Annotated in this window: 35 protein-coding genes; 5 read left to right on the top strand and 30 right to left on the bottom strand. The window is 44.1% G+C overall.

Going from position 1 to position 23,562, the window contains the following annotated elements; genetic code table 11:
• Positions 1 to 49 precede the first annotated feature (49 nt).
• The 27 genes from truA to rplC all read right to left on the bottom strand — a co-directional run bounded on the left by truA (position 50) and on the right by rplC (position 15,643).
• Positions 50 to 898, bottom strand: coding sequence for a tRNA pseudouridine(38-40) synthase TruA (gene truA, locus V7K69_RS16160; protein WP_334835594.1), 849 nt, complete (start codon positions 896 to 898; stop codon positions 50 to 52).
• A gap of 103 nt (positions 899 to 1,001) precedes the next feature.
• The gene (gene rplQ, locus V7K69_RS16155) at positions 1,002 to 1,352 is read right to left on the bottom strand and encodes a 50S ribosomal protein L17 (RefSeq protein WP_100901254.1); all 351 of its coding nucleotides are present in this window, start codon (positions 1,350 to 1,352) and stop codon (positions 1,002 to 1,004) included.
• A 31-nt stretch (positions 1,353 to 1,383) separates the two neighbouring features.
• Positions 1,384 to 2,331: a DNA-directed RNA polymerase subunit alpha gene (locus V7K69_RS16150; RefSeq protein ID WP_335035999.1), complete on the bottom strand. Its 948-nt coding sequence runs from the start codon at positions 2,329 to 2,331 to the stop codon at positions 1,384 to 1,386.
• A gap of 311 nt (positions 2,332 to 2,642) precedes the next feature.
• Entirely contained in the window at positions 2,643 to 3,038 is a 396-nt protein-coding gene (gene rpsK / locus V7K69_RS16145; RefSeq protein ID WP_012410703.1) for a 30S ribosomal protein S11, read from the bottom strand.
• 54 nt (positions 3,039 to 3,092) lie between these two features.
• Positions 3,093 to 3,473, bottom strand: a complete 381-nt coding sequence (gene rpsM / locus V7K69_RS16140) for a 30S ribosomal protein S13 (protein ID WP_012410704.1) — start codon at positions 3,471 to 3,473, stop codon at positions 3,093 to 3,095.
• Positions 3,474 to 3,589: 116 nt separating this feature from the next.
• Positions 3,590 to 3,703 carry a 50S ribosomal protein L36 gene (gene rpmJ, locus V7K69_RS16135; protein ID WP_012410705.1) on the bottom strand — a complete coding sequence of 38 codons (114 nt, stop codon included), beginning with the start codon at positions 3,701 to 3,703 and terminating at the stop codon, positions 3,590 to 3,592.
• A 123-nt stretch (positions 3,704 to 3,826) separates the two neighbouring features.
• The gene (infA, locus tag V7K69_RS16130; protein ID WP_006276978.1) at positions 3,827 to 4,051 is read right to left on the bottom strand and encodes a translation initiation factor IF-1; all 225 of its coding nucleotides are present in this window, start codon (positions 4,049 to 4,051) and stop codon (positions 3,827 to 3,829) included.
• A 189-nt stretch (positions 4,052 to 4,240) separates the two neighbouring features.
• Complete coding sequence (locus V7K69_RS16125) at positions 4,241 to 4,792, bottom strand: adenylate kinase (protein ID WP_335035996.1); 552 nt, start codon at positions 4,790 to 4,792, stop codon at positions 4,241 to 4,243.
• Complete coding sequence (secY, locus tag V7K69_RS16120; protein ID WP_114081988.1) at positions 4,792 to 6,105, bottom strand: preprotein translocase subunit SecY; 1,314 nt, start codon at positions 6,103 to 6,105, stop codon at positions 4,792 to 4,794. The genes V7K69_RS16125 and secY overlap by 1 nt, the downstream gene beginning before the upstream one ends.
• Before the next feature lie 74 nt (positions 6,106 to 6,179).
• Positions 6,180 to 6,623 (bottom strand): 50S ribosomal protein L15, encoded by a 444-nt coding sequence (rplO, locus tag V7K69_RS16115; protein WP_335035993.1) that lies wholly within the window; start codon positions 6,621 to 6,623, stop codon positions 6,180 to 6,182.
• A gap of 103 nt (positions 6,624 to 6,726) precedes the next feature.
• On the bottom strand, positions 6,727 to 7,254 hold the full coding sequence (gene rpsE / locus V7K69_RS16110) for a 30S ribosomal protein S5 (RefSeq protein ID WP_012410709.1): 528 nt from the start codon (positions 7,252 to 7,254) through the stop codon (positions 6,727 to 6,729).
• A gap of 93 nt (positions 7,255 to 7,347) precedes the next feature.
• Positions 7,348 to 7,710, bottom strand: a complete 363-nt coding sequence (gene rplR, locus V7K69_RS16105; protein ID WP_335035991.1) for a 50S ribosomal protein L18 — start codon at positions 7,708 to 7,710, stop codon at positions 7,348 to 7,350.
• A 2-nt stretch (positions 7,711 to 7,712) separates the two neighbouring features.
• Positions 7,713 to 8,261, bottom strand: coding sequence for a 50S ribosomal protein L6 (rplF, locus tag V7K69_RS16100; RefSeq protein ID WP_335035989.1), 549 nt, complete (start codon positions 8,259 to 8,261; stop codon positions 7,713 to 7,715).
• 142 nt (positions 8,262 to 8,403) lie between these two features.
• The gene (gene rpsH / locus V7K69_RS16095; protein ID WP_069070769.1) at positions 8,404 to 8,805 is read right to left on the bottom strand and encodes a 30S ribosomal protein S8; all 402 of its coding nucleotides are present in this window, start codon (positions 8,803 to 8,805) and stop codon (positions 8,404 to 8,406) included.
• Positions 8,806 to 8,825: 20 nt separating this feature from the next.
• A complete protein-coding gene (gene rplE, locus V7K69_RS16090) occupies positions 8,826 to 9,374 on the bottom strand; it encodes a 50S ribosomal protein L5 (RefSeq protein ID WP_012410713.1) in 549 nt (182 codons plus the stop codon).
• A gap of 119 nt (positions 9,375 to 9,493) precedes the next feature.
• Positions 9,494 to 9,847 carry a 50S ribosomal protein L24 gene (rplX, locus tag V7K69_RS16085; RefSeq protein WP_114081986.1) on the bottom strand — a complete coding sequence of 118 codons (354 nt, stop codon included), beginning with the start codon at positions 9,845 to 9,847 and terminating at the stop codon, positions 9,494 to 9,496.
• Positions 9,847 to 10,215: a 50S ribosomal protein L14 gene (gene rplN, locus V7K69_RS16080; RefSeq protein ID WP_012410715.1), complete on the bottom strand. Its 369-nt coding sequence runs from the start codon at positions 10,213 to 10,215 to the stop codon at positions 9,847 to 9,849. Before rplN ends, rplX begins: the two co-directional genes overlap by 1 nt.
• 46 nt (positions 10,216 to 10,261) lie before the next feature.
• Positions 10,262 to 10,510, bottom strand: a complete 249-nt coding sequence (rpsQ, locus tag V7K69_RS16075; protein WP_335035986.1) for a 30S ribosomal protein S17 — start codon at positions 10,508 to 10,510, stop codon at positions 10,262 to 10,264.
• 6 nt (positions 10,511 to 10,516) lie between these two features.
• Positions 10,517 to 10,744 (bottom strand): 50S ribosomal protein L29, encoded by a 228-nt coding sequence (gene rpmC, locus V7K69_RS16070; protein WP_012410717.1) that lies wholly within the window; start codon positions 10,742 to 10,744, stop codon positions 10,517 to 10,519.
• 3 nt (positions 10,745 to 10,747) lie between these two features.
• Complete coding sequence (rplP, locus tag V7K69_RS16065) at positions 10,748 to 11,173, bottom strand: 50S ribosomal protein L16 (RefSeq protein ID WP_012410718.1); 426 nt, start codon at positions 11,171 to 11,173, stop codon at positions 10,748 to 10,750.
• Positions 11,174 to 11,260: 87 nt separating this feature from the next.
• On the bottom strand, positions 11,261 to 12,043 hold the full coding sequence (gene rpsC, locus V7K69_RS16060) for a 30S ribosomal protein S3 (protein ID WP_335035984.1): 783 nt from the start codon (positions 12,041 to 12,043) through the stop codon (positions 11,261 to 11,263).
• Positions 12,044 to 12,096: 53 nt separating this feature from the next.
• On the bottom strand, positions 12,097 to 12,453 hold the full coding sequence (rplV, locus tag V7K69_RS16055; protein ID WP_012410720.1) for a 50S ribosomal protein L22: 357 nt from the start codon (positions 12,451 to 12,453) through the stop codon (positions 12,097 to 12,099).
• Between the two features lie 80 nt (positions 12,454 to 12,533).
• Positions 12,534 to 12,812 carry a 30S ribosomal protein S19 gene (rpsS, locus tag V7K69_RS16050; RefSeq protein ID WP_012410721.1) on the bottom strand — a complete coding sequence of 93 codons (279 nt, stop codon included), beginning with the start codon at positions 12,810 to 12,812 and terminating at the stop codon, positions 12,534 to 12,536.
• A 142-nt stretch (positions 12,813 to 12,954) separates the two neighbouring features.
• A complete protein-coding gene (gene rplB, locus V7K69_RS16045) occupies positions 12,955 to 13,818 on the bottom strand; it encodes a 50S ribosomal protein L2 (RefSeq protein WP_012410722.1) in 864 nt (287 codons plus the stop codon).
• Positions 13,819 to 13,958: 140 nt separating this feature from the next.
• Positions 13,959 to 14,273, bottom strand: a complete 315-nt coding sequence (locus tag V7K69_RS16040) for a 50S ribosomal protein L23 (RefSeq protein WP_012410723.1) — start codon at positions 14,271 to 14,273, stop codon at positions 13,959 to 13,961.
• On the bottom strand, positions 14,266 to 14,904 hold the full coding sequence (rplD, locus tag V7K69_RS16035; RefSeq protein ID WP_335036106.1) for a 50S ribosomal protein L4: 639 nt from the start codon (positions 14,902 to 14,904) through the stop codon (positions 14,266 to 14,268). Before rplD ends, V7K69_RS16040 begins: the two co-directional genes overlap by 8 nt.
• Positions 14,905 to 15,010: 106 nt before the next feature.
• Positions 15,011 to 15,643, bottom strand: a complete 633-nt coding sequence (gene rplC, locus V7K69_RS16030) for a 50S ribosomal protein L3 (RefSeq protein ID WP_094342450.1) — start codon at positions 15,641 to 15,643, stop codon at positions 15,011 to 15,013.
• Between rplC and V7K69_RS16025 the strand changes: the two genes are divergently transcribed.
• The 4 genes from V7K69_RS16025 to V7K69_RS16010 all read left to right on the top strand — a co-directional run bounded on the left by V7K69_RS16025 (position 15,609) and on the right by V7K69_RS16010 (position 18,917).
• A complete protein-coding gene (locus tag V7K69_RS16025) occupies positions 15,609 to 15,809 on the top strand; it encodes a hypothetical protein (RefSeq protein WP_190935566.1) in 201 nt (66 codons plus the stop codon). The genes rplC and V7K69_RS16025 overlap by 35 nt on opposite strands.
• A gap of 811 nt (positions 15,810 to 16,620) precedes the next feature.
• Positions 16,621 to 17,097 carry an NAD(P)H-quinone oxidoreductase subunit N gene (locus V7K69_RS16020; RefSeq protein ID WP_335035982.1) on the top strand — a complete coding sequence of 159 codons (477 nt, stop codon included), beginning with the start codon at positions 16,621 to 16,623 and terminating at the stop codon, positions 17,095 to 17,097.
• A gap of 252 nt (positions 17,098 to 17,349) precedes the next feature.
• Complete coding sequence (locus V7K69_RS16015; protein WP_335035980.1) at positions 17,350 to 17,859, top strand: hypothetical protein; 510 nt, start codon at positions 17,350 to 17,352, stop codon at positions 17,857 to 17,859.
• A gap of 518 nt (positions 17,860 to 18,377) precedes the next feature.
• The gene (locus V7K69_RS16010) at positions 18,378 to 18,917 is read left to right on the top strand and encodes a DUF3172 domain-containing protein (RefSeq protein WP_012410728.1); all 540 of its coding nucleotides are present in this window, start codon (positions 18,378 to 18,380) and stop codon (positions 18,915 to 18,917) included.
• 137 nt (positions 18,918 to 19,054) lie between these two features.
• Here the strand turns inward: V7K69_RS16010 and V7K69_RS16005 are convergent, their stop codons facing one another.
• Positions 19,055 to 19,819: a DeoR/GlpR family DNA-binding transcription regulator gene (locus V7K69_RS16005; protein ID WP_322671085.1), complete on the bottom strand. Its 765-nt coding sequence runs from the start codon at positions 19,817 to 19,819 to the stop codon at positions 19,055 to 19,057.
• 293 nt (positions 19,820 to 20,112) lie between these two features.
• On the opposite strand from V7K69_RS16005, the gene V7K69_RS16000 reads away from it, so the two are divergent.
• Positions 20,113 to 22,032 carry a transketolase C-terminal domain-containing protein gene (locus tag V7K69_RS16000; RefSeq protein ID WP_335035977.1) on the top strand — a complete coding sequence of 640 codons (1,920 nt, stop codon included), beginning with the start codon at positions 20,113 to 20,115 and terminating at the stop codon, positions 22,030 to 22,032.
• Between the two features lie 96 nt (positions 22,033 to 22,128).
• Here V7K69_RS16000 and V7K69_RS15995 read toward each other — a convergent pair whose 3' ends face one another.
• Positions 22,129 to 22,968 (bottom strand): AMIN domain-containing protein, encoded by an 840-nt coding sequence (locus V7K69_RS15995; protein WP_335035975.1) that lies wholly within the window; start codon positions 22,966 to 22,968, stop codon positions 22,129 to 22,131.
• Between the two features lie 107 nt (positions 22,969 to 23,075).
• A complete protein-coding gene (locus V7K69_RS15990) occupies positions 23,076 to 23,558 on the bottom strand; it encodes a hypothetical protein (RefSeq protein ID WP_335035973.1) in 483 nt (160 codons plus the stop codon).
• Between the last annotated feature and the right edge of the window lie 4 nt (positions 23,559 to 23,562).

The following is a 23,562-nucleotide window of genomic DNA, read 5'->3' as shown; positions in this document are numbered from 1 at the left end:
GTCATTTTTAATTTGTCATTAGTCATTTGTCTTTTGTCATTCGTAGTTACTAAGAACCAATGACTAATGACTCTTGACTAGTGACGAACTTTGGCAAGGTGTCGTACCAAATCTCTTTTGGAAAGGGAAAATCGGGATAGCCGACTCTCAACAAGCACAAGCCTTGAGGCGGTGCGGCATATTTCACTTCTTCCCGGCGTTCTTCTTTCCAGAGTTCGGTGAAGTTAGAAAGTGTTCGTTGTCCAGAACCTACTTCTACCAGCATCCCTACCAACAGCCGTACCATGCCATACAAAAATCCATCTGCCTGTATTTCAATATGGATAAATGGCCCACTGCGACGACACTCTGCTGCTTGCACCTCTACCCAGGAATGCGATCGCTTTGAGCCTGCACGGTGAAAAGCAGCTAAGTGATGCTTTCCCAAGAGAGGTTTCAAGGCAGCTTGGATTAAAGATTCATCCAGGGGTGCATAATAATAATGCCAACTGAAGGGTCTTACAAACAAGTTAAGCCGATCTTCAGTATATATTGTGTAGCGATACCGTCGATAGGCTGCACTAAAGCGAGCGTGCCAACGGTTATCGACACTAGCTGAAGCCCTGATTAATATATCTGGCGGCAGGTAGCTGTTGAGGATTGTTGCCCACTTGTGAGGCGGAATAAAACCTGTTGCTTCAAAATGGGCTACTTGAGCAGCAGCGTGAACTCCAGAATCGGTTCGCCCAGCACCGTGTAATGTTACATGATGCCCAAGAATAGTAGCGATCGCAATTTCGATCTCTTCTTGGACTGTCCGGTGTTGTTTTTGCCTTTGCCAGCCATGAAAATGAGTGCCCAGGTATTGGATTACCAAGGCTACTCGATGAGTTTGTGTCGGCTGGTGGCTTTCTAACATACAGATTTTGTCCTTTGTCTTTTGTCATTTGTCCTTTGTCAGTTGTCCTTTGTTATTCACAAATGACCAATGACTAATGACTAATGACTAATTGACTAATGACTTAAACCAATTCAATTATTGCCATTTTTGCATTATCACCCCGACGTGGTACGGTATGCAGGATGCGGGTATAACCGCCCTGGCGATCGCCGTATCGAGTAGGAGCTTGCTCAAATAGAGCGTGAACCAGTTGTTTGTCGAAGATATAGCCAAGGGCTTCTCGGCGTGCTGCCAAGGAGCCATTTTTGGCTAGAGTAATCATTTTTTCCACTTCACTTCTGAGAACTTTCGCTCTAATTAAAGTGGTGGTAATCTTACCATGACGGATCAGCTCGGTGGCGAGCGATCGCAGTAAAGCACGGCGTTGATCGGCTGGTTTACTGAGTTTTTTGACGCGACAACGGTGACGCATAATTATGCACTATGAATTATGAACGGTTTTATTAAGGGTGTTTAGAGCCTCTTTCCATTGGCAAAGTGATGCCCAAGCGTCGCTGCAAAGCTTCCACGACTTCTTCTGCTGACTTCTGCCCAAAGTTCTTAATTTCTAAGAGGTCTTCTTGGGTATAATCCAACAAATCTGCCACAGAGTTAACTTGTGCCCGTTTGAGACAGTTATATGCCCGCACAGAAAGTTGCAACTCTTCGATGGGTATCTGGGCAGTTGGATCGTCTGGAATATCTGAACCTGTGTCTGTTGGTTCTAGGGAGATATCTTTCAACGGGTTGAATAAATCTACCAAGATCCCAGCAGCCGAAGATAGTGCTTCTTGAGGAGAAATACTGCCATTTGTCCAAACTTCCAACAGTAGTCGGTCTTTTGGAATTAAGCCTTCCCCACGAGATTCTTCAACACTATAGTTGACTTTTCGCACTGGCATAAATATTGAGTCGATTTGAAGAAAATCCAACGATGTGGCTTCCTCGCGTCCTCTCTCTACGGTGCGATAGCCTTTGCCTTTCTCGATTCGAAATTCCATTTCTAGCTTTCCACCCTCAGCGATGGTAGCTACATACTGAGTCTGATCGATGACTTCTACTTCACTGGGTAAATCAAAATGTGCCGCAGTGATTGTTGCTGGCCCGCTAACGAGTAATCTACCAATCTGAGGCTGCGAAGAATAGTTTTTCAGGATAACTTCCTTCATTCTCATGAGGATTTCCAGAACATCTTCCCGCACGCCCGGAACTGTGGCAAATTCATGTGAAACGCCCGCAATCCGCACTGCTGTAACTGCTGTACCTTCTAGATTAGACAGCAAAACCCGCCGCAGTGCGTTGCCAACAGTTGTTCCTTGACCGCGTTCTAGAGGTTCCAATACAAATTTACTGTAATGGTTCCGACTTTCTTCGGTATTCGACTCTACACATTCAATTTGAAACTGCGCCACGGATGAGCCTCCCTTTTTCTAAGGTGCTGCTAGCAGACAAATCAATTGCCTCCAGAATTGAATTTATGTCCTGTAGATTATTAGGTCTATCAAACTATTAGTATAAAATTACGGTATAGTTTGACACTCCCATTCAGCTTGCAGGCGCTAATAATATTTTGGGTAGCCCTAAGCTTAACAGCTTTCCCGGAGGGAAAATCTGACACGCTTCTGGTCGCCCAACCTTTAACTTAATGACAGTTTGAACGTTAGACGCTCAAGCGGTCATTGCTGGCTGTAACTTCTCGTCCTCAATGCCCAAGTCTTGGTATTTAAACTCGACGGCGTTTGGGTGGACGGCAGCCATTGTGAGGAATGGGGGTAATATCCCGAATGAGTGTAATTTCCAGTCCTGCTCCTTGAAGCGCCCGGATAGCGGTTTCTCTACCTGCTCCTGGTCCACTTACCATTACCTCAATTTGGCGCATTCCTTGATCTATAGCTCTACGGGCTGCACTTTCAGCAGCAGTTTGCGCTGCAAAGGGAGTTCCCTTTTTTGCTCCCTTAAAACCGCTAGAACCAGCACTAGCCCAGGAGATGACATCTCCATTTTGATCGGTAATGGTGACAATGCTATTGTTGAAAGTAGACTGGATGTAGGCCATCCCACTTGGTACGTTCCGTTTCTGCTTCTTGCTCCCGGATTTTTTAGTTGGTTGTCTCGCCATACTTGTTTAGTTGATTTAAGGTAAAACTTGCTCTGATTAGCAAGCGTTGCAAATTTATTTCCCTGGAGCCTTCTTCTTCCCAGCCACTGTCTGCCTTCTGCCTCGACGGGTTCTGGCATTGGTGCGAGTTCTTTGTCCTCTGACTGGCAAGCCCATGCGATGACGACGACCTCTGTAAGTACCAATGTCAACTAAGCGCTTGATGTTCAAAGACTCCAAACGCCGCAAGTCGCCTTCAACTTGATAGTTGCTTTCTATTTCGCCTCGCAGGGCTGTCACATCAGCATCACTTAAGTCCTTAACGCGGGTGTCTGGATTCACACCAGTAGCCGCTATAATTTCTTGAGCGCGTGATAAACCAATTCCGTAGATATAAGTTAGACCGATTTCAACGCGCTTATCGCGTGGAAGGTCTACTCCGGCAATCCGTGCCACAATGAACTCTCCCTATTGTTTTCGCAATTACTGTTGGTTGGAAAAACGTGACTAATCGCGTTTTTTCGTTGTTAATGATGATATGCGTCCTGCAACTCACTCTCTTTGTAAGAGCGTTATCCTTGACGTTGCTTGTGCTTGGGGTTCACGCAGATGACCATGACGCGACCACGACGTTTGATCACGCTACACTTTTCACAAATTTTCTTGACTGAGGCTCTAACTTTCATGCCTTTTATTTTTTGACTCCAAATATTAAATTATAGCATTTTTAGAGAAAACAATCCATTAATTTGACTAGCAAACAGTCAAAAGGATGATTTTATGGTAAAATTCTCTACATCTACATATAGTTACTTCTTACGCAAGCGATAGGTAATTCTGCCTTTGGTCAAGTCGTAAGGAGTTAACTCTACCTTGACGCGATCGCCGGGCAAAATCTTGATATAGTTGCGGCGAATCTTGCCGGAAATGTGAGCTAGCACGTTAAATCCATTGTCCAAGTCAACGCGAAACATCGCATTGGGCAAGGACTCTGTAACCGTGCCTTCCATTTCAATCAAATCTTGCTTAGACAATTTGTTTTTTCCTCAACTCAACAATTTCGTGTTCAGTTGCAGCACTTCATCTGCAAAAGAACACATTTTAAGAAATATATCAACAGTTTATTAATATATCTTAGCTAAAATTGATCTGTTTCTTGGGAGGACATGGAACGTTGGGAATTGGGGAAAGAATTACTGTAGCTCCTCCCCTACTCCCTGATCTCAAGCGATTACCTTTTGCAGTTCAGTAGTGACTTCTTCTTGGGACTGATTTCCATTGACTGTTAAAAGTTTTTGGCGATCGCGATAATAATCAATTAAAGGTGCAGTTTCAGCGCGGTACACTTCTAACCGACGACGAATCACCTCTTCGGTATCATCTTTTCGCCCTCTAGCTAGCAAACGTTCTACCACAACATCATCTGGTGCATCTAGATTAATTACCCTTTCGCCACTCTGATGTATTGTTACCAGCAATTCTTCTAGAAAAGCTGCTTGCGTCACTTTACGGGGAAAACCATCAAGAATCCAACCATTTTCTGCATCTGGTTGGTTGAGGCGCTCCTGTACCAAGTCCTGCACTAGCTGGTCAGGGACTAACTCGCCGCTATTTACATAGTTTTGAGCTTTAATTCCCAAATGAGTTTGCTCTTTCATAGCTTGTCTCAATATTTCCCCAGTAGAAATATGGGGAATATTTAAGTGTTCCGCCAATGATTGAGCTTGTGTTCCCTTACCAGCTCCAGGTGGTCCCAAGAAGATTAGTCGCGTCACTATTGTTTCACCATTCCTTCATAGCGCTGAGAGATTACATAAGTTTGGATTTGTCTTGCCGTATCAATCGCCACACCTACTAGAATTAGCAGAGAGGTAGCACCTAGCCCCTTAAATGTAGGTACTCCTAAAGCACTTTCGACACCGGTTGGAATAATAGCAACCAAGCCCAAAAAGATCGCACCCAAAAAGGTGAGTCGGTTTGAAACGCGCTCGATATACTCACTAGTCGCTTTACCGGGACGAATGCCGGGAATACTAGAACCCATTTTCTTCAAATTCTGCGCTACATCTACCGGGTTGAGAATCAACGAAGAATAGAAGTAGCTGAAGAAAATAATGGAAATCATGTAAACCAAGGCGTAGACCCAAGAGCCAGAACCACTTGGACTCAAATAAGTGTTTATTATATTTGCCAACTCAGCATTCTTGGCGAAATTTGCAATTAGCAATGGCAAACTGAGGATAGCTGCGGCAAAGATAATTGGCATTACGCCACCTTGATTTAGCCGCAAGGGTAAAAAGCTCCGTTGCTCTGCCAAAACTCTACGACCTACTTGGCGACGAGCCGAAATAATCGGGATGCGGCGCATTCCTTCTTGGACAACCACAATACCAACAATGGTTGCTAGGAAAACTAAGATTAGTACGATGACGCGACCCACTGTTTCCCGACCGCCGACTTGCACCAAATCGATAGTATCGCCTAAAGCTTTTGGTAATGAGGCGACAATATTGACAAAAATCAACAATGATGCTCCGTTCCCAATACCCCGCTCTGTAATGAGTTCTGATGCCCACATAACGAACATAGAACCAGCAGTCAGAGCGATCGCAGTTTCAGCTACAAAGATTGGCCCTGGATTTAAGGCAAATTGCTGGAGGAATAATGCTGAAAAAGCTGTGCTTTGAAGAATTGCCCAACATACAGTGACATAGCGGGTAATTTGCGATATTTTTCGCCGACCTGCTTCGCCTTCATTTTTCTGTAAATTTTCTAAAGATGGAATCGCTGCGGTGAGCAATTGGATGATAATGGACGCATTAATAAAGGGTAAAATCCCTAGAGCAAAAACGCCCAAAGTCGAAAGTCCTCGCCCGGAGAATATATCCAATAAACCGAATATGGAATTATTGCCCGATATAGCTTCGGCAAATCTGGGTCTGTCAATCCCTGGTACGGGTAAGAAGATACCCAGGCGAACCAAAATTAAAACACCCACAGTCACAAGCAGCCTACCTCTCAGCCCGGCTGCTTGCGCCATCTGCATAAAAGTTTCTTGAGCCGTTGGGGCCTTATCTCGACTGATCATAGAGTGCTACCTTTATAGTGAACCAAGCACTGGCAGCGAGTTGGCTTGCATTTAAGTGCGCTGTTCCGGCTCACTCATAAGACTTCACAACTACCACCAGCTGCCTCAATTTTGCTACGAGCTGAACCTGTGAAAGCTGCCGCTTGTACCTTGAGCGGAATGCTCAATTCCCCGTTACCTAAAATTTTCAATGGCCCTTTGACAGCAGTCAGGATACCTGATGCTTTCAATGAGGCTAAAGTTACTTCCGTATTAGCGGGAAGAGAGGCTAGCTTCTCTACATTAATCGTAGTGTAAATCTTTTGATTAACAATCGGAAAGCCCTTCAGCTTAGGTAAGCGGCGGTACAATGGCTGTTGACCACCTTCAAAACCGGGTCGAGTACCGCTACCAGAACGAGACTTTTGACCCCGCATACCTAGACCAGCACTGGCACCTTGACCAGCAGAAATACCTCTGGCTACACGCTTTTTGCGTTTCTTTGAGCCTTTTTGCGGCTTAACATCATGGAGTCTCATAAGTTACCAAGTTGTCATTTTTCGTTTCTCATTTGTCATTTGCCATTATGTAGGTTGTCATTTGTTCCGAACAAAGGACTACTGACTAAGGACAAATGACTAGTTAGATGTAGAGATTTTGAATAGGAATACCGCGATCTTCGGCGACTTCAGAAAGAGTCCGCAATGTAGATAAGGCATTGACTGCTGCTCTAGCATTATTGAGCGGATTGTTTGAACCAAGTTGCTTGGCTAAGACGTTACGAACTCCTGCCAATTCCAACACAGTCCGCACAGCACCACCAGCAATTACCCCAGTACCAGGTGCGGCTGGACGCATAATCACTTTTGCACCGCCACCTACACCATCAATGGGATGGGGGATGGAGTTAGATTTGGTGATGGGGATATCAATGAGGTGTTTTTTGCCGTCGGCTACGCCTTTTTTGACTGCGCCGATTACATCTGAGGCTTTACCTACTCCGACACCAACTTGACCGCGTTCGTTACCGACGACAACGATCGCTCGGAAACTGAGTTTTTTACCGCCTTTGACGACCTTGCTCACGCGGCGGATTTGGATAACCCGCTCTTGCCAAGTAGTTTCTTCTTTTTTGGCACGCTTTGTTCTACTTTTACGCTCTGTTGCCATAATTTATGCTCTGGTGAACGTCAATTGTCAGTTGTCATTTGTCATTTGTCCTTTGTCATTTGTCCAATGACTAATGACTCATGACCAATGACTTTAGAAATCTAAACCAGCTTCGCGTGCTGCATCAGCTAGGGCTTTGACACGACCATGATATAAGTTACCACCGCGATCGAAGACTACTTTGGTTATGCCTTTTTCTAGCGATCGCACTGCGATCAACTTACCAACTTGCACCGATGCGTCGCAGTTTGCACCTGACGCTAAACTAGATTTCAAATCTGGTTCTAAAGTCGATGCTGCCACTATGGTTTGATGCTGACTATCATCAATAACCTGGGCATAAATATGCTCATTAGAACGGAATACCGCTAAACGCGGACGTTCTGGGGAGCCAACAACTTTGCCACGAACGCGTCGATGACGACGGTTTTTTGATTCTCTACGAGTAAGTTTCATTTTTACTTCTTACCACCCTTACCAGTCTTACCAGCCTTACGTCTTACCACTTCACCGGCATAGCGAATGCCTTTACCTTTGTAAGGTTCTGGTGGACGAACGGCGCGAATTTTTGCGGCTGTGTTGCCTACGATTTCTTTGTCGTAGCCGCTGACAATCACGTTAGTGGTACCTTCGACTGCAAACTGAATCCCATCTGGTGGTTCAATTTGCACTTGATGGCTGTAACCCATGTTTAAAACTAGGTTACGCCCTTGAAGTTGTGCCCTATAACCAACACCTTGGATTTCCAAACGGCGTTGAAAACCAAGGGATACTCCCTCAACCATGTTGGCAACTAAAGTTCGACTCAAGCCGTGCAGTTGCTTCGATGTCCGAGTTTCATCTCGACGATTTACGTGTAATATTTCTCCCTCTTGAGAGAGTGAGACATTATCTCTGAGAGTGCGAGAAAGTTCTCCTTTCGGGCCTTTCACCACAATATTCGTACCATCGATCGCCACTTGAACTTTGGCGGGAATAGTAATTGGACGTTTACCAATACGAGACATTACTTTTTGTCCTTTGTTATTTGCCCTTTGCCTTTTGTTATTTATCCTTTGTCCTTTGTCTTTTGTCCTTTGTCTTTCACTAATAACAAATGACTGATGACCAATGACCAATGACTAATGACAAATGACTAATGACCAATGACTACCAAACGTAACAAAGCACTTCGCCACCCAAGTTCTGACGACGCGCTTCGCGGTCAGTCATAATTCCACTGGATGTAGAAATAATGGCAATGCCAATGCCGCCTAGTACTCTTGGTAATTCTTTTTTATTGGAGTAAACACGCAAGCCTGGCTTACTCACTCGCTTTAAGGCGGTGATTAGAGGCTGACGATTCTTACCCTTATATTTCAGGGAAATCACTAGGTTGTGTTTTACCCCTTCTTCTGCTTCTTCGATTTCAGCAATAAAGCCTTCCTCCCGTAGCACTTTGGCAATGCTGCGGGTCATTTTTGTAGCTGGCACTTGTGTAGTTTGATGCCGCGCCAGGTTGGCATTGCGGATGCGCGTCAGCATATCTGCAATTGTGTCGTTAGCCGCCATCGTTCCCTCTATAGATGAACTTACTGATCGCGAAAGGGCATTCCTAATTCTTTAAGTAAGGCGCGACCCTCTTCGTCGTTTTTTGCTGTGGTGATGATGGAAATATCCATCCCACGCACTTGATCAACGCTGTCGTATTCGACTTCTGGAAAAATTAGCTGTTCTCTCACACCCAGAGTATAGTTACCCCGTCCGTCAAAGCTTTTAGGGCTAACGCCACGAAAATCTCGAATTCTGGGCAGTGATAGGCTAACCAGCCGATCAAAAAAGGCATACATCCGTTCGGCTCTGAGTGTCACCATGATCCCCACAGGCATCCCTTGACGAATCTTAAAGCCAGCGATCGCCTTTTTCGCCCGCGTTACTACTGGTTTTTGACCAGTGACAAGCGCAATTTCGTTGATGGATGCTTCCAGCGACTTTGCATTTTGAGCTGCTTCACCCAAACCTCGGTTAATAGTAACTTTTACCAACTTCGGTACTTGATGAACGTTGGTATATTGAAACTGATTAATCAGTTTGGGGACGATTGTCTCTTGATATAAGCTTTTGAGTCTTGTTGTCGCCATAGTTTTTTGTCCTGATATCCCTGGGCTTGGTCAGGGAACTTTTATTGTCCTTTGTTATTTGTCCTTTGTCTTTTGTTATTTGTCTTTATAACTAATGACTAATGACCAATGACTAATGACTATTTATCCAGAATTTCGCCAGTTTTTTTAAGTTTTCTGACTTTCTTGCCTTCTGAGGTAAAGGTATAACAAACACGACTGGCAACGTTTTGCTTAGTGGAATAAAGCATCACGTTAGAGCTATGAATTGGGAATTCTTGGGTGACAATCCGCCCTGATTCCCCTTCTTGCTGGGGTTTGACGTGCTTGGTTTTAATGTTGACACCTTTGACGATGACTTTACTCAGTTGGGGAAGTGCTTGGATAATTTCACCAATTTTTCCTTTGTCTTTACCAGCAATCACTTGTACGGTGTCACCAGTTTTGACGTGCATTTTGTGGAATACTTTGGGCGTACCCTGTTTGGTTGCCATTAAAGCACCTCCGGAGCCAGAGAAACAATTTTGGTAAAGTTTTTATCGCGCAATTCCCGTGCAACTGGGCCAAAAACCCGTGTGCCTCTAGGATTACCGTCTTTGTTGATAATTACAGCTGCATTATCATCAAAGCGAATACTCATACCACTGTCACGAGATACAGCTTTACGAGTGCGGACAATTACTGCTTCCACGACATCAGACTTTTTTACAGCCATGTTGGGTGTAGCATCTTTGACAACGGCGATAATTTTATCACCGATAAAACCATAACGGCGGTTGCCTCCACCTAAAACGCGGATACACATTAGTTTACGAGCGCCGCTATTATCTGCAACATTTAAATAAGTCTGGGGTTGAATCACAATTATTCTCCCTTGTGGTGTTGTTAGAAACTAACAACGATGAGGTTTAAACAGGTTTGATGTTCAGGACTTCTGTGATTTTCCAGCGCTTGGTTTTACTCAGGGGTCTAGTTTCCTGAATGCGAACGCGATCGCCTACTTTACACTGATTTTCTTCGTCGTGAACTTTATATCGTTGGGTGTTAACCACAATCTTGCCGTACTTGGGGTGAGGAGCGCGGTTTTCTATGGCAACTACCACAGTTTTTTGCATTTTATCGCTCACTACCAAGCCAACTCGTTCTTTAACTGCCATAATCTCCTACTTTTCTTCTTTAGCCGATTGACTTGCTGCCCGTTTGCGTTCTGTTTCTAATGTCAGCAATTGGGCTAGGCGATGTCGAGCCTGTCTGAACTGGTGGGGCTTTTCTAATTGTCTTGTCGCTTTTTGCAAGCGCAACTGAAATAGTTGTCTTTTGATCGCAACAATTTCATCAGAGAGCTTCTCGTCACTTAATTCTCTAGCTTCTGAAATCTTGGGAAGAGGCATAAGCTACTCCTGCTCCTGTGGTTGAGAGCGCACAATAAACTTGGTTTTTATAGGCAGTTTAAATGAAGCCAAACGCATAGCTTCACGGGCGATTTCTTCAGAAACCCCACCGATTTCAAACAAAATTCGTCCTGGCTTGACTACCGCTACCCAAAACTCTGGATTACCTTTACCGGAACCCATCCGGGTTTCAGCAGGACGCATGGTTACAGGTTTATCAGGGAAAATCCGAATCCAGATTTGTCCACCCCGACGAATATAACGGGTCATTGCCCGACGAGAAGCCTCGATTTGGCGGGAGGTGATCCAAGCAGGTTCTTGTGCTTGGAGTGCAAAATCACCGAAGTTGAGGGTACTACCACGGGTGGCTAGTCCCTCCATCCGTCCGCGCTGTTGTTTGCGGAATTTAGTTCTTCTAGGGCTTAACATGGTTTGTTACTTGTCATTTGTCATTTGTCATCTGCCATTTGTCATCTGCCATTTACTAATGACTAATGACTAATGACTAATGACGATTTATCCTTCATTTGAGCGGTCTTCAAATTGCTGGCGACGACGTTGTTGTTGACGACGACGGGGTTCACGTTCGCGATCGCGGGGATCACGTTCGCGATCGCGGCTTGCTGGTGGTAGTGGATCTGGTTCCTGTCCAGGAATAATTTCTCCCTTAAACACCCAAACTTTGATGCCCAAAATGCCGTAAACAGTTTTTGCTGTGCAATAAGAGTAGTCAATGTCAGCCCGTAAGGTATGTAAAGGTACTCTACCTTCACGAGTCCACTCTGTCCGGGCAATTTCTGCACCGTTGAGCCGTCCGCTGACTTGGATTTTAATACCTTGAACACCAGCGCGTTGGGCACGCTGAATTGATTGCCGCACTACTCGCCGAAAGGAAACCCGGCGTTCCAATTGTTGAGCAATATATTCGGCAATTAGGTAGGCATCAGCATCAACTCGTTGAACTTCAACTACGTTAATGCGAATTTGGCGATTGCTACCCAATAGTCCTTGGAGTCCGGTACGCAAGGATTCTATGCCTTGCCCACCACGCCCTACGACGACACCTGGTCTAGCTGTGCGTACTTCTAAGTCGATTTGGTCGGCTTTGCGCTCAATCCGCACTTCGGAAATTCCGGCGTTGTTTTGAGCAAGTCTACCCAGCTTTTGTTCTATGTATTGACGGAGTTTGTAGTCTTCTTGTAAAAGTTCTGGATAGCGGTCAGGAACAGCAAACCAACGGGATTGATGTTCATGTGTAATACCCAGGCGAAAACCAACTGGATGAATTTTCTGTCCCACGAATGCTTCCTCTAAGATTTCTTACTTTACGTAATTTATTCGTGTAAGCGTGCTTATTTTTCTGGTGCAGCTCCAACGGCCACAGTAATATGACACGTCGGTTTGCGAATTTGGTAAGCTCGACCTTGCGCTCTTGGTTGGAACCGCTTCAACGGCGGGCCTTGATCGGCATAAGCTTGAGTAATCACTAGTTGAGTCCGATCTAACCCAGCATTGTGTTCAGCATTAGCAGCAGCGCTTCTGAGAACCTTCAATATGGGTTCAGTGGCGCGATAGGGCATGAATTCCAAGATGATTAACGCTTCTCGGTACGATCGCCCCCGGATTTGATCGAGTACCCGACGCACTTTGTAAGCCGAGATGCGGATAAAACGAGCGATCGCTTTTACTTCAGTAGTATTAGTAGCCATAATTTTCTCCAATTTTGTCATTTGTCATTTGTCATTTGTCACTTGTCTTTAGCTAATGACTCATGACTCATAACTAATGACTACCTACCCGCTTTTTTGTCGCTTTTTCCATGACCCCTGTAGGTGCGTGTCGGGGCAAATTCACCCAACTTGTGTCCTACCATCTGTTCGTTTACAAAAACTGGAACGTGTTGTCGTCCGTTGTGAACAGCGATGGTATGACCTACCATTAGGGGCAAAATTGTTGAAGCTCTTGACCAAGTTTTAATAACTTCTTTTCTGTTGTTGTCGTTGAGCTTTTCAATTTTCTTTAAGAGATGATCCGCAACGAAAGGACCTTTTTTTAGAGAACGACCCATAGTTCAATTTTGGATTTAGGATTTAGGAATTAGGATTTAGAATTTCGGATTTTGGATAATTAGGTGTCCAAGCAGGTTTCACAAATTTTCAATGTTCACAAGTTGACCCCAATTTAAAATCCAAAATCTAAAATCTAAAATTCTATGATTCACGACCACCGCGACCGCGTTTAGAAGACTTACGGCGACGACGCACAATGAATTTGCTGCTAAGTTTCTTGCGATTGCGTGTCTTCGCGCCCAATGTAGGTTTACCCCAAGGTGTAACAGGTCCTGATCTACCGATAGGAGCCCTACCCTCACCACCACCATGTGGGTGATCCACTGGGTTCATGACGCTACCTCTAACCTTCGGACGGCGACCTTTCCAGCGATTGCGTCCTGCTTTACCTGCGCTCAGGTTTCTCGCATCGGTGTTACCCACTTGCCCAATGGTGGCGTAGCAATCACGCCGAATTAAGCGGACTTCTCCCGAAGGCAATTTGAGAGTTACATAATCACCTTCTTTTGCCACAACTTGAGCGCTAGCACCAGCAGCACGCACGATTTGACCGCCTTTGCCAGGAGTCATTTCTACGTTGTGAACGCTAGTACCCAAGGGAATCCGCGATAGAGGTAAAGCATTACCATCTTCAAAGGGAGATTCGGGGCCAGAAATAATTATTGTTCCAACTTTCAACCCGTTGGGATGAAGGATGTACCGTTTTTCGCCATCTTGGTAATACAAAAGGGCAATTCGGGCATTGCGGTTAGGATCGTATTCAATTGCTGCGACTTTGGCAGGAATATTATGTTTATCCCTTTTAAAATCGATGATCCGATAAAGCTGTTTGTGTCCGCCACCCCGACGACGACTGGTAATCCGCCCTGTATTATTCCGACCTTTGGCGCGATGCTTCGAGGTCGTTAGGGATTTTTCTGGCTCGGTTTTTGTGATTTCCGCAAAGTCAGAAACTGTAACTTGGCGAGTGCTGGGGGTATAAGGGCGATAAGAACGAGTACCCATAATCTATTTTGGATTTTGGATTTTTGATTTACTTAATTTCGGATTTTGAATTTTGGATTTAATGAGTGTTTAACTAATTACGACCATCTTTGGTATTTATTCAGTAAACTCCTCAATCTAAAATCTAAAATCTAAAATTCCTAGACTTCTGGGAATAGAACTTGTCTAATCTTGTCTTCATCCCCAGGTGCGACTGTAACAATGGCTCGCTTATATTGGGGCTTATAACCGATAAATTTACCAACGCGCCGCTTTTTACGTGGTGGTAAGTTGGTGTTGACTTTTACAACCTTGACCTGAAATAAGTCTTCGATCGCAGCCTTGATTTCTGGCTTAGATGCCTTTGGAATTACTTCAAAGGTGTACTTATTTTGCTCCATCAAGATGGTCGCTTTCTCGGTGACGATTGGGCGACGTACTAAGTCGGCAAGGTCGCGGGGGTCAAAGCTAGGCACTGTAGACCTCCTGAATTTTTTCTAGGGCTGATGCCGTAACTACAATTTTGTCAGCGTGCAGTAAATCAAAAACATTTAACTGGTCGGCTGCAATTAGTTTTAAATTTTCAATGTTGCGGGCTGACAAATAAACATTATCTGTATCCGCAATTTCAGACAAAATTAACAGTGCCTTGCTTTCTGGCACTACTCCCCAACGGGAAAGTGCTGCCACTAAGTCTTTTGTCTTCGGGCGAGATAGCTCAGTGCTAAATTCTTCTACTACGATCAAGTCGTCAATACGACCGACAAATGCTGTCCGCAGTGCTAAACGTCGCTCTTTGCGGTTCAACTTCAGGTCGAAGTCTCTAGGCTTTGGCCCAAAGATCACACCACCACCACGCCACAATGGTGAACGAATAGACCCTGCACGAGCGCGACCAGTACCTTTTTGTCGCCAAGGTTTACGGCCACCGCCTCTGACTTCAGCACGAGTTTTTGTACTGGCATTTCCTTGACGAGCATTAGTCAATTGCCGTACTAAGGCGCGGTGTACGATATGAGACGCTGTTTCTTCTTTGGCAACGCGCAACTCGAAGGTCGTCTCGCCGACCTGTTCTCCTTGCCAATTTTTAACTACGCTTTCAACCATTTTTGTTATTTGTCCTTTGTCATTTGTCATTTGTCATTTGTCTTTTGCCATTTGTCCTTAGCCAATGACTAATGACTAATGACTCTTGACTAATAATGACTTTTGACTATCCCACTACTTTTGCAGGTACAACACTTACTAGAGCGCCTGGTTTCCCAGGAATTGCTCCCTTGATTAGCAATAAATTGCGTTCTGCATCAACTCGCACTATGGTCAGCTTACGGATTGTGATGCGTTTACCACCTAAACGCCCTGCCATCCGCTTACCTGGATAGACACGACCTGGTGTTGTACCAGCACCAATAGAACCTGGCGCTCTGTGGTTTTTGGAACCGTGTGACATGGGCCCACGACCAAAGTTGTTGCGCTTCTGGTTTCCGGCAAAACCGCGACCGATGCTTGTGCCGACTACATCGACAATTTGACCCGCACTAAAAATATCTGCTTTAATCTGTTGACCTAAAGCATAATCACTAGAACTATCAGTGTGATATTCATTTAGGTGACGCAATGCTGGGGCAGATGATTTAGCCAAATGACCCAGTAGTGGTCTGTTTAGTGCCTTTGGTTTAACTTCGCCAAAACCAACTTGGATGGCAAAGTAACCGTCGGTTTGTTTCGTTTTAACTTGTGTAACAGTGCATGGCCCTGCTTGAATGACAGTCACAGGAATAGCTACTCCTGCTTCGTCAAATATTTGGGTCATGCCCAGCTTGGTGCCGAGAATACCTACAGACACAGTAACTGGTTCTCCTTTCTACTTGCTGACCTTGGAATTGGACTCTAGAGGACACGCTTTGTACGCATCAGTTGAGGCTGAGTTAGCCTGCGAAATTTGGAATGGTTTCAGTAAACCAGTCCAAAAACTTTGGGACACAACAAACCGTGTCCGTACTGCTTGGTGAATCTGTTTAGCTTCACTCAATAGATCACCAGAACAGCTACAATTCTCTTCCGTTTGGGAAGGAGTAACTTCTGGAATCAATGCAAGGCGCTACAGCTTTAAGCTGTGTGCAGCAATGCTTTCGTCCAAGCAATTGCTCTGGCACTTTCTGGAGGCAGCGCTGTCGGCGGGTTTTCCGATTTGTGTACGCCCTAATGACGGTTTCCCGGAGATTGGCTACTGCCCTGTTGCAGTTGGACTTAAGCGGTCTTTACCACCCAGTATCCATTAACTGAGACTGACGTAATGCCATGAAACCAACATTGCTGCTCAGTTTTACTTCCTTAAATACCTTAAACTATTGTTTAAGATTTCGCCTGCTTTTTCAGAGGCACGGGAGCAAATTCACTCTGGCGCTTAGGATTGGCTTTGATTGTTCATCCATAAGCCCCAATGTTGACCTGAAAGCTTTCTTAGTTTACCAGTCTATGATCAATCTGAGTTATATTATCCAATTTGGATTAAATTATCAGCTTTTAATGCTAACACTACTTCAGAATGACAGTAAAAAGTTTATCTAATTTGCGTGTTTGGTCACAATCTAATAATATAAATTATTTATTTATGTTTGTCCAGTAATTTATAGAGTTATTTTTAGGGAGTAGGGAAGAACAGGGAAGCATGGGGCAAAGGGAGAATAAAAAATTATCTCTTTCCCCTCTGCTCCATGCTTCCTGCCCCTCTGCCTCTTCTCAATACCCAAAGAAAATGCTTTTAATCTATCAGTTCAGGGTAAATAATAGAGATATCTAAGTGGGATACGACGAAAATCTATGGCACTAATTACCACTGGCAACGGTTTAATCCGCGATCTGGAAAAATTTGGCGCTCTTGGAGTGTATGTACCTCTGGAAGGGGGTTATGAAGGTAGATATCAGCGCCGACTACGCGCTGCTGGCTATACCACCCTCCACATTACTGCCAAGGGACTAGGCGACGTAGCTGCCTATCTCACAAGAATTCATGGAGTCAGACCTCCTCATCTTGGAAAAAAAAGCACTGGTAGCGGTGCGGCAGTAGGTCAGGTGTACTATTTGCCACCAATTCTCGATTCTCATCTAGAACAGCTACCACCAAAGTCAAAGGGGCTGGTTTTGTGGATTATTGAAGGGCATATTCTTTCCAATGAGGAACTTGAGTATTTAACGAATTTGCCTCAGCTAGAACCACGAGTGAAAGTAGTAATTGAGAAAGGTGGCGATCGCGCCTTCCGTTGGACTTCTCTAGAAAAAACTCTGTTAGCTAGTTAGTCCTTTGTCATTAGTCATTAGTCATTGAGTTATCAGCAAATGACTAATGACTTAATTCAATCAGCATTTCAATAATGCTGAGTCGAAAAGCACAAGATGCAAATAATCGGCGGGAAGTCTGGTAAATAAATGCTGTATCTAGACGAATTTGCTTAACGCCCATCTGATGAAGGGTACGTCAACTTGTGTCGCGGGGTGAATCAACAGAATTTCTGGAAATTGTTGCAGAAACGGTAGAAGTGGTCATCTGAAATGGTTGTAAGATTTAGAGACTACGGCAAAAGGCTTTCTGATTTTGAGACAGAAATTTTAGTTCGCTGCCCACAATGCAATCGTACTGCCAAAATATTGACTGTAAACTCTGAACAATCGAGTCCGAGTTCAATCAAAAGAATTACTTGTCAGCACTGTAGCTATACAAAACAACAGCCAAAGAATGGGCAGCGAAAAGCTGCATTGTTTTTGTGGCAAAATAATTACAAGGCTAAAAGAAATTCTAGCTATGGAATATTAGACCATTTTTTTGGCTTGCCCTTGTGGTTACAAACCTCCTGTTGCGGTCAGGTGCTATGGGCGTATAATGAAGCACATTTGAACTTCTTGGAAAGCTATGTTCAATCAAGGTTGCGAGAACGTTTGCCTAATGACATATTAGGCTGGCACAATGGCAGTCTTGCCAGTCGCCTACCCCGATGGATAAAGTTGACGCAACATCGGGAAAAAGTTTTACAAAAAATTCAACAGTTAAAGCAGACGTTGTAATTAAGGTTTTAATCCTGCTGGTGAGCAAATTTATAACCACGCCACAGGAAAGTGCGATCGCAATCACTAGCAAAAGTCAACAATATGTTATAGTTAATAAAACTTAAAATCAATTAAAATATAATCAGCATAAAGAGTCATAACTAATAACAATTTCTTAACGACTTACATATAGACAAAATACTCACCAATTATTCAGATAAACAAACGATAAAGTTGAACTTCTGGACAAATGATGCAAGTTGCTAAGAAGAAATTCAAGTATTTTCATAAAAATAAAACTAATATTAGTTTGTAGTAAGGGCTTTAGCCATATTTTCCCAGAGAGATCCGCTTATTAACAACCTTTATTTATTGATGCACAGTAAGTTATCTAGATAAGTTGCTATTTTGCTCGTTTAAAAAAGATATCGCACAGAAAATTGCAGCCAATTGCAGTCAAGACTAGGCATACTGAAAAGAGAGAGAAAACTTTAGACAACTCCCTGCAAAATCGACGTGAAGGTGATTAAGCAACAATGAGACGTAAACCAACTGGTAGATCGGCTACTACTTCTAAACCCTCTATTTTCCAATCCCCTATGTTTAACCTCTTCACCATCGCAATTATGGGAGGGGTGTTGATTCTGGGAATTGGGATTGGCATTGCTTTTAGTTCTACAACCACGTTAGCCCCTTCAAATGTGGCTTCCCGTGAATTTATTGACACCAAAGCACCAAACCCTGAAATTTGTGTGCAGTATGGAGCTAGCGCGATGGTGATGGACGCTAGACTGTTCGTTACTCTCAACCCTTTTAATGTCTATGTTGCCCAGCCGAGTATGCGTCCTGGATGTGTGATCCGACAAAATAATTGGGCGCTTTTAGAGAACCGGAAGCTGGTGACATCCGATCAGGTTAGAGATTGCAAAAATCGCCTGAATACTTTTGGTTTCACAGGTAACTTGGACAGTGGTCAACCTGATATTAGGTGTATATATCAGAATGAAGCTGCTCAAAACTTCTTTACGGCTCAACCAGGGGCAGTTGGAACACCTCAAGAAACGGATAGATTTTGATTTGGGGATTGGGCATGGGGCATGGAGAAGAGACAAGGGAGAGATTGATTCAATAATTCCCCCTTGTCTCCCTTATCCTCCTTGTCTCCCAAATCCCCAATCCCTGCTCTCCGGCGATCGCATCTTCCTTCATCAGATCACTCGTACTCATCACGGATAATTGTCAAACCTAAAGCTTTGTAGGCACTCAGCATATTATTAGATACTGTTGGTGCTGTTACTAGGTAAGTCAGGGCATGAATCGACTCCACTAGATAAGGAGCAGCCGTGTCTAATTTTTCTGCTGTCACTAATCCTACTACCTCAGCCGATCCAGCAATCATAGCTCGTTTGACGTGGGCTTCGTCGAGGTTAGGTACACTAATCCCAACTTCTGGATGTAAACTGCAAACCCCCAACATACACAAATCTGCACGAATCATCCGTAATGTCTCAATCGTGACTGTACCCACGTTCACCAAGGCTTTTTTGTAGAGTTGTCCACCTAACATCACAACCTCTATATGGGGATGTTCTGCTAAAGCAACTGCTATTGGCGGACTATTTGTGATCACTGTTGCGTGCAAATCTAGGGGCAAATGACGGGTTACTTGGAGAGTTGTCGTACCTCCATCTAAAATCACCACCTGTCCCGTACAAACTAATTTTGCTGCTGTCCGAGCGATCGCTTCCTTTTCTTTTGGCGCTTGCTTTTGGCGATCGGCATAACTAGCTGTGGCTGGAGATTTGAGGAGCGCTCCCCCATGAACGCGTTGCAATAGTCCGGTTTGTGCCAGTTCTCGCAAGTCCCGCCGAATCGTATCCTCAGAAACTTTGAGAACAGCACTAAGTTCTGTCGAAAGTACCTTTTTATCACGACGCAGAATTTCTAAGATGAATTGTCGTCGTTCAGCAGTTAACATAATTAATTTTCCTGAAATTGCGTTTTTGAACTTGAAATTGCGTGTTTGTGAGTTTATACTTATTGATATGCAAGTTTTTGTACGGGAATCCGTAACTTCAATTGAATTCAAGCACATTCATGCACAATTGAATGTATTGATTTTCGCATTTGATGAAACTATATGGTTCCACAATGGTTCCCAATGGTTAACTTGAGCTTGGATAATTGTTGCCCAGTGGGGGTTTTAACAATTTTTTTATTGCGATCGCGCATTCGGTCTGTTCAAATTGTTTTTTATTCAATCAATAAACCATGACTACTATTAATACCCAATTTCCAATTGATCTCGGTGCTTACAAACCTTTAGCGCTCAATCCAGCAAATTCCAGCCTCACAGATGAACAGCGAGAGACTCTAAAAGCGAATATTCAACTCTGCCGAGATGCGATCGTCTTTTTTACAGCGACTGGCGCTGCTAGCGGAGTGGGTGGCCATACTGGTGGGCCTTATGATACAGTTCCAGAGGTGATGATTCTCGATGCCTTTTTCCGGGGAGCATCGGAGCAATTTGTACCGATTTTCTTTGATGAAGCAGGACATCGAGTTGCCACCCAATATCTGATGGCAACGTTGCATGGTGACTTACCTGCGGAGCAACTTTTACATTATCGGCAAGCACATTCCCATTTACCAGGACACCCCGAATTAGGGCTAACTCCTGGTGTGAAATTTAGTTCTGGCCGCCTGGGCCATGTTTGGCCTTACATCAATGGTGTAGCAATGGCGAATCCAGGCAAGGCCGTTTTCTGTCTGGGTTCTGATGGATCGCAGCAAGAAGGCAACGATGCAGAAGCTGCTCGCTTGGCTGTTGCTCAACATCTCAACGTCAAACTGATTATTGATGACAATGATGTAACGATCGCTGGACATCCTTCTAAATATTTACCAGGTTTCAGTGTCGCCAAAACTTTAGAAGGACACGGTTTGAAAGTACTTCAGGGAGACGGCGAAGACTTAGATGATTTATACCGTCGTATTTGCGAAGCTGTAAATACTCCCGGAGCGATCGCTATTATCAATAAACGCCCGATGTGTCCTGGTATTGAAGGTTTAGAAGGCTCCACTCATGGTCATGATGTAATTTCTGTAGATTTAGCAGTTAAGTATCTAGAATCTCGTGGACAAACTGCGGCGCTCGAATACCTTAAAAGTATTGAGAAACCCAAACAAACATATACATTTCTGGGTTCCAGCGACAAATGGGGCGCTAACCGCAATGTGTTTGGTGAAGCTGTGGTGGGTGTCCTAAGTCGCATAAGTGAGGCGGAGCGTAAAGAAAAAGTCAAGGTCATTGATAGTGACTTAGAAGGCTCCTGTGGTTTGAAAAAAATTCATGATACATACCCAGAAATATTTATTTCCTCCGGCATCATGGAACGGAGCAACTTCTCTGCTGCGGCTGGATTTGGGATGGAGAAGGGCAAGCAAGGTATTTTTGCGACTTTCAGCGCCTTCTTAGAAATGTGTATCTCAGAAATTACAATGGCACGGCTGAACTATTCTAATGTTCTGTGTCACTTTTCCCATGCGGGTATAGATGACATGGCAGATAATACCTGCCACTTCGGTTTGAACAATATGTTTGCCGACAATGGCTTGGATGATGGCTACGAAACACAGTTGTATTTTCCAGCAGATGTTAATCAAATGACAGCTTGTGTAGAAGCTATATTCTTTGAGCCGGGACTGCGGTTTATTTTCTCCACCCGTTCCAAAGTGCCCAATATTCAGGACAGCAACGGCAATGACTTATTTGGAAGTGGTTACAAATTTGTTCCCGGTAAAGACGAGGTTGTAAGAGAGGGAACACAAGGCTACATCGTTAGTTTTGGCGATGCTCTCTACCGTGCTGTTGATGCTGTAGAGCGTCTTAAGCAAGAAGGGTTAGACGTTGGTTTAATTAATAAACCAACTTTAAATGTTATTGACGAAGAAATGATTACCAAAATTGGTAATACTCCTTTTGTGCTTGTAGTAGAAGCCTTCAACCGGCGAACAGGCTTAGGCAGCCGTTTCGGTTCTTGGCTGCTAGAGCGGGGGTTGACTCCCAAATATGCCCATCTTGGAACTCATAAAGAAGGTTGTGGTGGTTTGTGGGAACAGTACCCATATCAAGGTATCGATCCAGTGAGCATTATCAACAAGGTTAAGGAGTTAGTTGGAGGACAGTAATAGCTAAAAGCACAACATTATTAGGGCATGGCGCATAGTAAATGGGGCATTGGTTCGATTTTCCATGCCCAATCCCCAATGCCCAATCCCCAATTTTTATTTAGTTTTGGGTAAAGGTTGGCCAAACTCGATTACCTGGGGATTGGAAACATTGGGGATTGTTGGAACTGGAAATTCTGACGTGCCAGAAGGAGGAATACTATTTAAGTTACCGGGTTGATTTGGGAAAGAAGGAGGTGGAAGAATCAAAGCAGGTTGTTGAGAGGATGTATTCGGATTTAGGGGAGGTACGGTGACAAAAGGCTGCCCTGAGTTATTAGTAATTGTTGTAGGTAAGTCATTTGATATAGGCGGAACTGTGAGTAAGGGTGCTTGTAAATTAGTAGTAGTTACAGGTAGGTTACTAGGCGGCTGTGACTTATATGGTGTTTGAGGTTGTTTTTTAGGTGAAGATGCGGAATTTATTGGTTTCGCGGCAGTAGTTTTACCAGAACTAACCGGACGTAATACCCAGCGAGTGGAGTTTTTTCGGGAAACTGGTTGCAGTTGTACTTGCTTAGGATTAAAAGTAGTCCCTGGCGCTAAATCTAAGACAATGCGTGTGTCATTTGCATTCAGTTGAGAAACGCGAATGCTTTTGATTGCTCCAGAATAATTTTGTTGCGTGGTAACTTTGCCCAACTTGGTATTCGGTAAATCTACAACAAGCCGAGAGGGTTGGACTAAGTAGAAATAACGGGGGGTTGTGTTTGCTGAAAGGTTAATTTCGAGTTGCTGTGTTTTTGGGGAAAAACGCCAATTATCGAGCTTTGCTACTGGTGTAGCAGCAGTAGTACAAGTTTCAAGGGCGATCGCTGCACAAAAGCCCAATAGACTGATGTTAAATATCTGCTTGCGCCATTGGCAAAATTGCCTAGTCTTTAGTCCCTGATCCATTCTTTTTATCTGCTCCATAAAACCCATACAATGCGCTCACATTGATGTTTACTTCGCGCTTCCAATCTCGTAGACGCGATGAATCGCGTCTTTACTCATCCCCCAATTCAATTAGCTTTTTCGGGCACAGCAGTAAATTTTAGGGTTTGTGGAATGCCATTTATGGTTAATTGACCAGTCATATTACCTTTATCCACAGGTTGCATTTGAATTGTGACTGAATTCAGAGGATCATTTTGGGGGCGAGGAAGATTACAAAGGATTGATCTACCAACTTTTCCAGATAAATTTAACTGTTTATTTCGGAAGATGCCTGCCAGAGAGTGCTTTTCGTCAGTATCGGCGTTAGCGTTTGCCGGTAATACAGAGGCATTTAAGTAAATACCCGACTGCTGAATGTTTAACGTTAGAGTATCCGATTTTTCACAGTTCGGCAAATTCTCTGACAGGGTTAGACGATATCTACCGTTCACTGGCGGAGGAGCCTTAAGATTGTTTTCCCCGTAAACGCTTACAGTTTTAAACAACACTAGTACTGAAATTATTGCTACTCCGTAAAAAGCCAAAGATTTGAACTGGAAATGATTCATAATT

It is taken from the genome of Nostoc sp., assembly GCF_036917775.1.
Lineage (GTDB): Bacteria > Cyanobacteriota > Cyanobacteriia > Cyanobacteriales > Nostocaceae > Nostoc.
The sequence above is the reverse complement of the archived record's forward strand: the minus strand, read 5'-3'. Positions and strand labels throughout refer to the sequence as shown.

Bases quoted from the DNA above. Each gene is read 5' to 3' on its own strand.
- rplB (WP_012410722.1), bottom strand. From the start codon at position 13,818: ATGGGTACTCGTTCTTATCGCCCTTATACCCCCAGCACTCGCCAAGTT.
- rpsQ (WP_335035986.1), bottom strand. From the start codon at position 10,510: ATGGCAGTTAAAGAACGAGTTGGCTTGGTAGTGAGCGATAAAATGCAA.
- rpsH (WP_069070769.1), bottom strand. From the start codon at position 8,805: ATGGCGGCTAACGACACAATTGCAGATATGCTGACGCGCATCCGCAAT.
- V7K69_RS16005 (WP_322671085.1), bottom strand. From the start codon at position 19,819: ATGTTAACTGCTGAACGACGACAATTCATCTTAGAAATTCTGCGTCGT.
- rplF (WP_335035989.1), bottom strand. From the start codon at position 8,261: ATGTCTCGTATTGGTAAACGTCCAATTACTATTCCCGCCAAAGTTCAA.
- rpsS (WP_012410721.1), bottom strand. From the start codon at position 12,812: ATGGGTCGTTCTCTAAAAAAAGGTCCTTTCGTTGCGGATCATCTCTTA.
- truA (WP_334835594.1), bottom strand. From the start codon at position 898: ATGTTAGAAAGCCACCAGCCGACACAAACTCATCGAGTAGCCTTGGTA.
- rplP (WP_012410718.1), bottom strand. From the start codon at position 11,173: ATGTTAAGCCCTAGAAGAACTAAATTCCGCAAACAACAGCGCGGACGG.
- rplE (WP_012410713.1), bottom strand. From the start codon at position 9,374: ATGGCGACAACAAGACTCAAAAGCTTATATCAAGAGACAATCGTCCCC.
- V7K69_RS16025 (WP_190935566.1), top strand. From the start codon at position 15,609: ATGCCCAGCTTGGTGCCGAGAATACCTACAGACACAGTAACTGGTTCT.
- V7K69_RS15990 (WP_335035973.1), bottom strand. From the start codon at position 23,558: ATGAATCATTTCCAGTTCAAATCTTTGGCTTTTTACGGAGTAGCAATA.
- rplR (WP_335035991.1), bottom strand. From the start codon at position 7,710: ATGAAACTTACTCGTAGAGAATCAAAAAACCGTCGTCATCGACGCGTT.
- V7K69_RS16000 (WP_335035977.1), top strand. From the start codon at position 20,113: ATGACTACTATTAATACCCAATTTCCAATTGATCTCGGTGCTTACAAA.
- secY (WP_114081988.1), bottom strand. From the start codon at position 6,105: ATGATCAGTCGAGATAAGGCCCCAACGGCTCAAGAAACTTTTATGCAG.
- rpmJ (WP_012410705.1), bottom strand. From the start codon at position 3,703: ATGAAAGTTAGAGCCTCAGTCAAGAAAATTTGTGAAAAGTGTAGCGTG.
- rplV (WP_012410720.1), bottom strand. From the start codon at position 12,453: ATGGCTACTAATACTACTGAAGTAAAAGCGATCGCTCGTTTTATCCGC.
- V7K69_RS16020 (WP_335035982.1), top strand. From the start codon at position 16,621: ATGGCACTAATTACCACTGGCAACGGTTTAATCCGCGATCTGGAAAAA.
- rpsK (WP_012410703.1), bottom strand. From the start codon at position 3,038: ATGGCGAGACAACCAACTAAAAAATCCGGGAGCAAGAAGCAGAAACGG.
- V7K69_RS16015 (WP_335035980.1), top strand. From the start codon at position 17,350: ATGGTTGTAAGATTTAGAGACTACGGCAAAAGGCTTTCTGATTTTGAG.
- V7K69_RS15995 (WP_335035975.1), bottom strand. From the start codon at position 22,968: ATGGATCAGGGACTAAAGACTAGGCAATTTTGCCAATGGCGCAAGCAG.
- rpsE (WP_012410709.1), bottom strand. From the start codon at position 7,254: ATGGCAACAGAGCGTAAAAGTAGAACAAAGCGTGCCAAAAAAGAAGAA.
- rplO (WP_335035993.1), bottom strand. From the start codon at position 6,623: ATGAGACTCCATGATGTTAAGCCGCAAAAAGGCTCAAAGAAACGCAAA.
- rplQ (WP_100901254.1), bottom strand. From the start codon at position 1,352: ATGCGTCACCGTTGTCGCGTCAAAAAACTCAGTAAACCAGCCGATCAA.
- rplX (WP_114081986.1), bottom strand. From the start codon at position 9,847: ATGGCAACCAAACAGGGTACGCCCAAAGTATTCCACAAAATGCACGTC.
- rplD (WP_335036106.1), bottom strand. From the start codon at position 14,904: ATGGTTGAAAGCGTAGTTAAAAATTGGCAAGGAGAACAGGTCGGCGAG.
- V7K69_RS16010 (WP_012410728.1), top strand. From the start codon at position 18,378: ATGAGACGTAAACCAACTGGTAGATCGGCTACTACTTCTAAACCCTCT.
- rpmC (WP_012410717.1), bottom strand. From the start codon at position 10,744: ATGCCTCTTCCCAAGATTTCAGAAGCTAGAGAATTAAGTGACGAGAAG.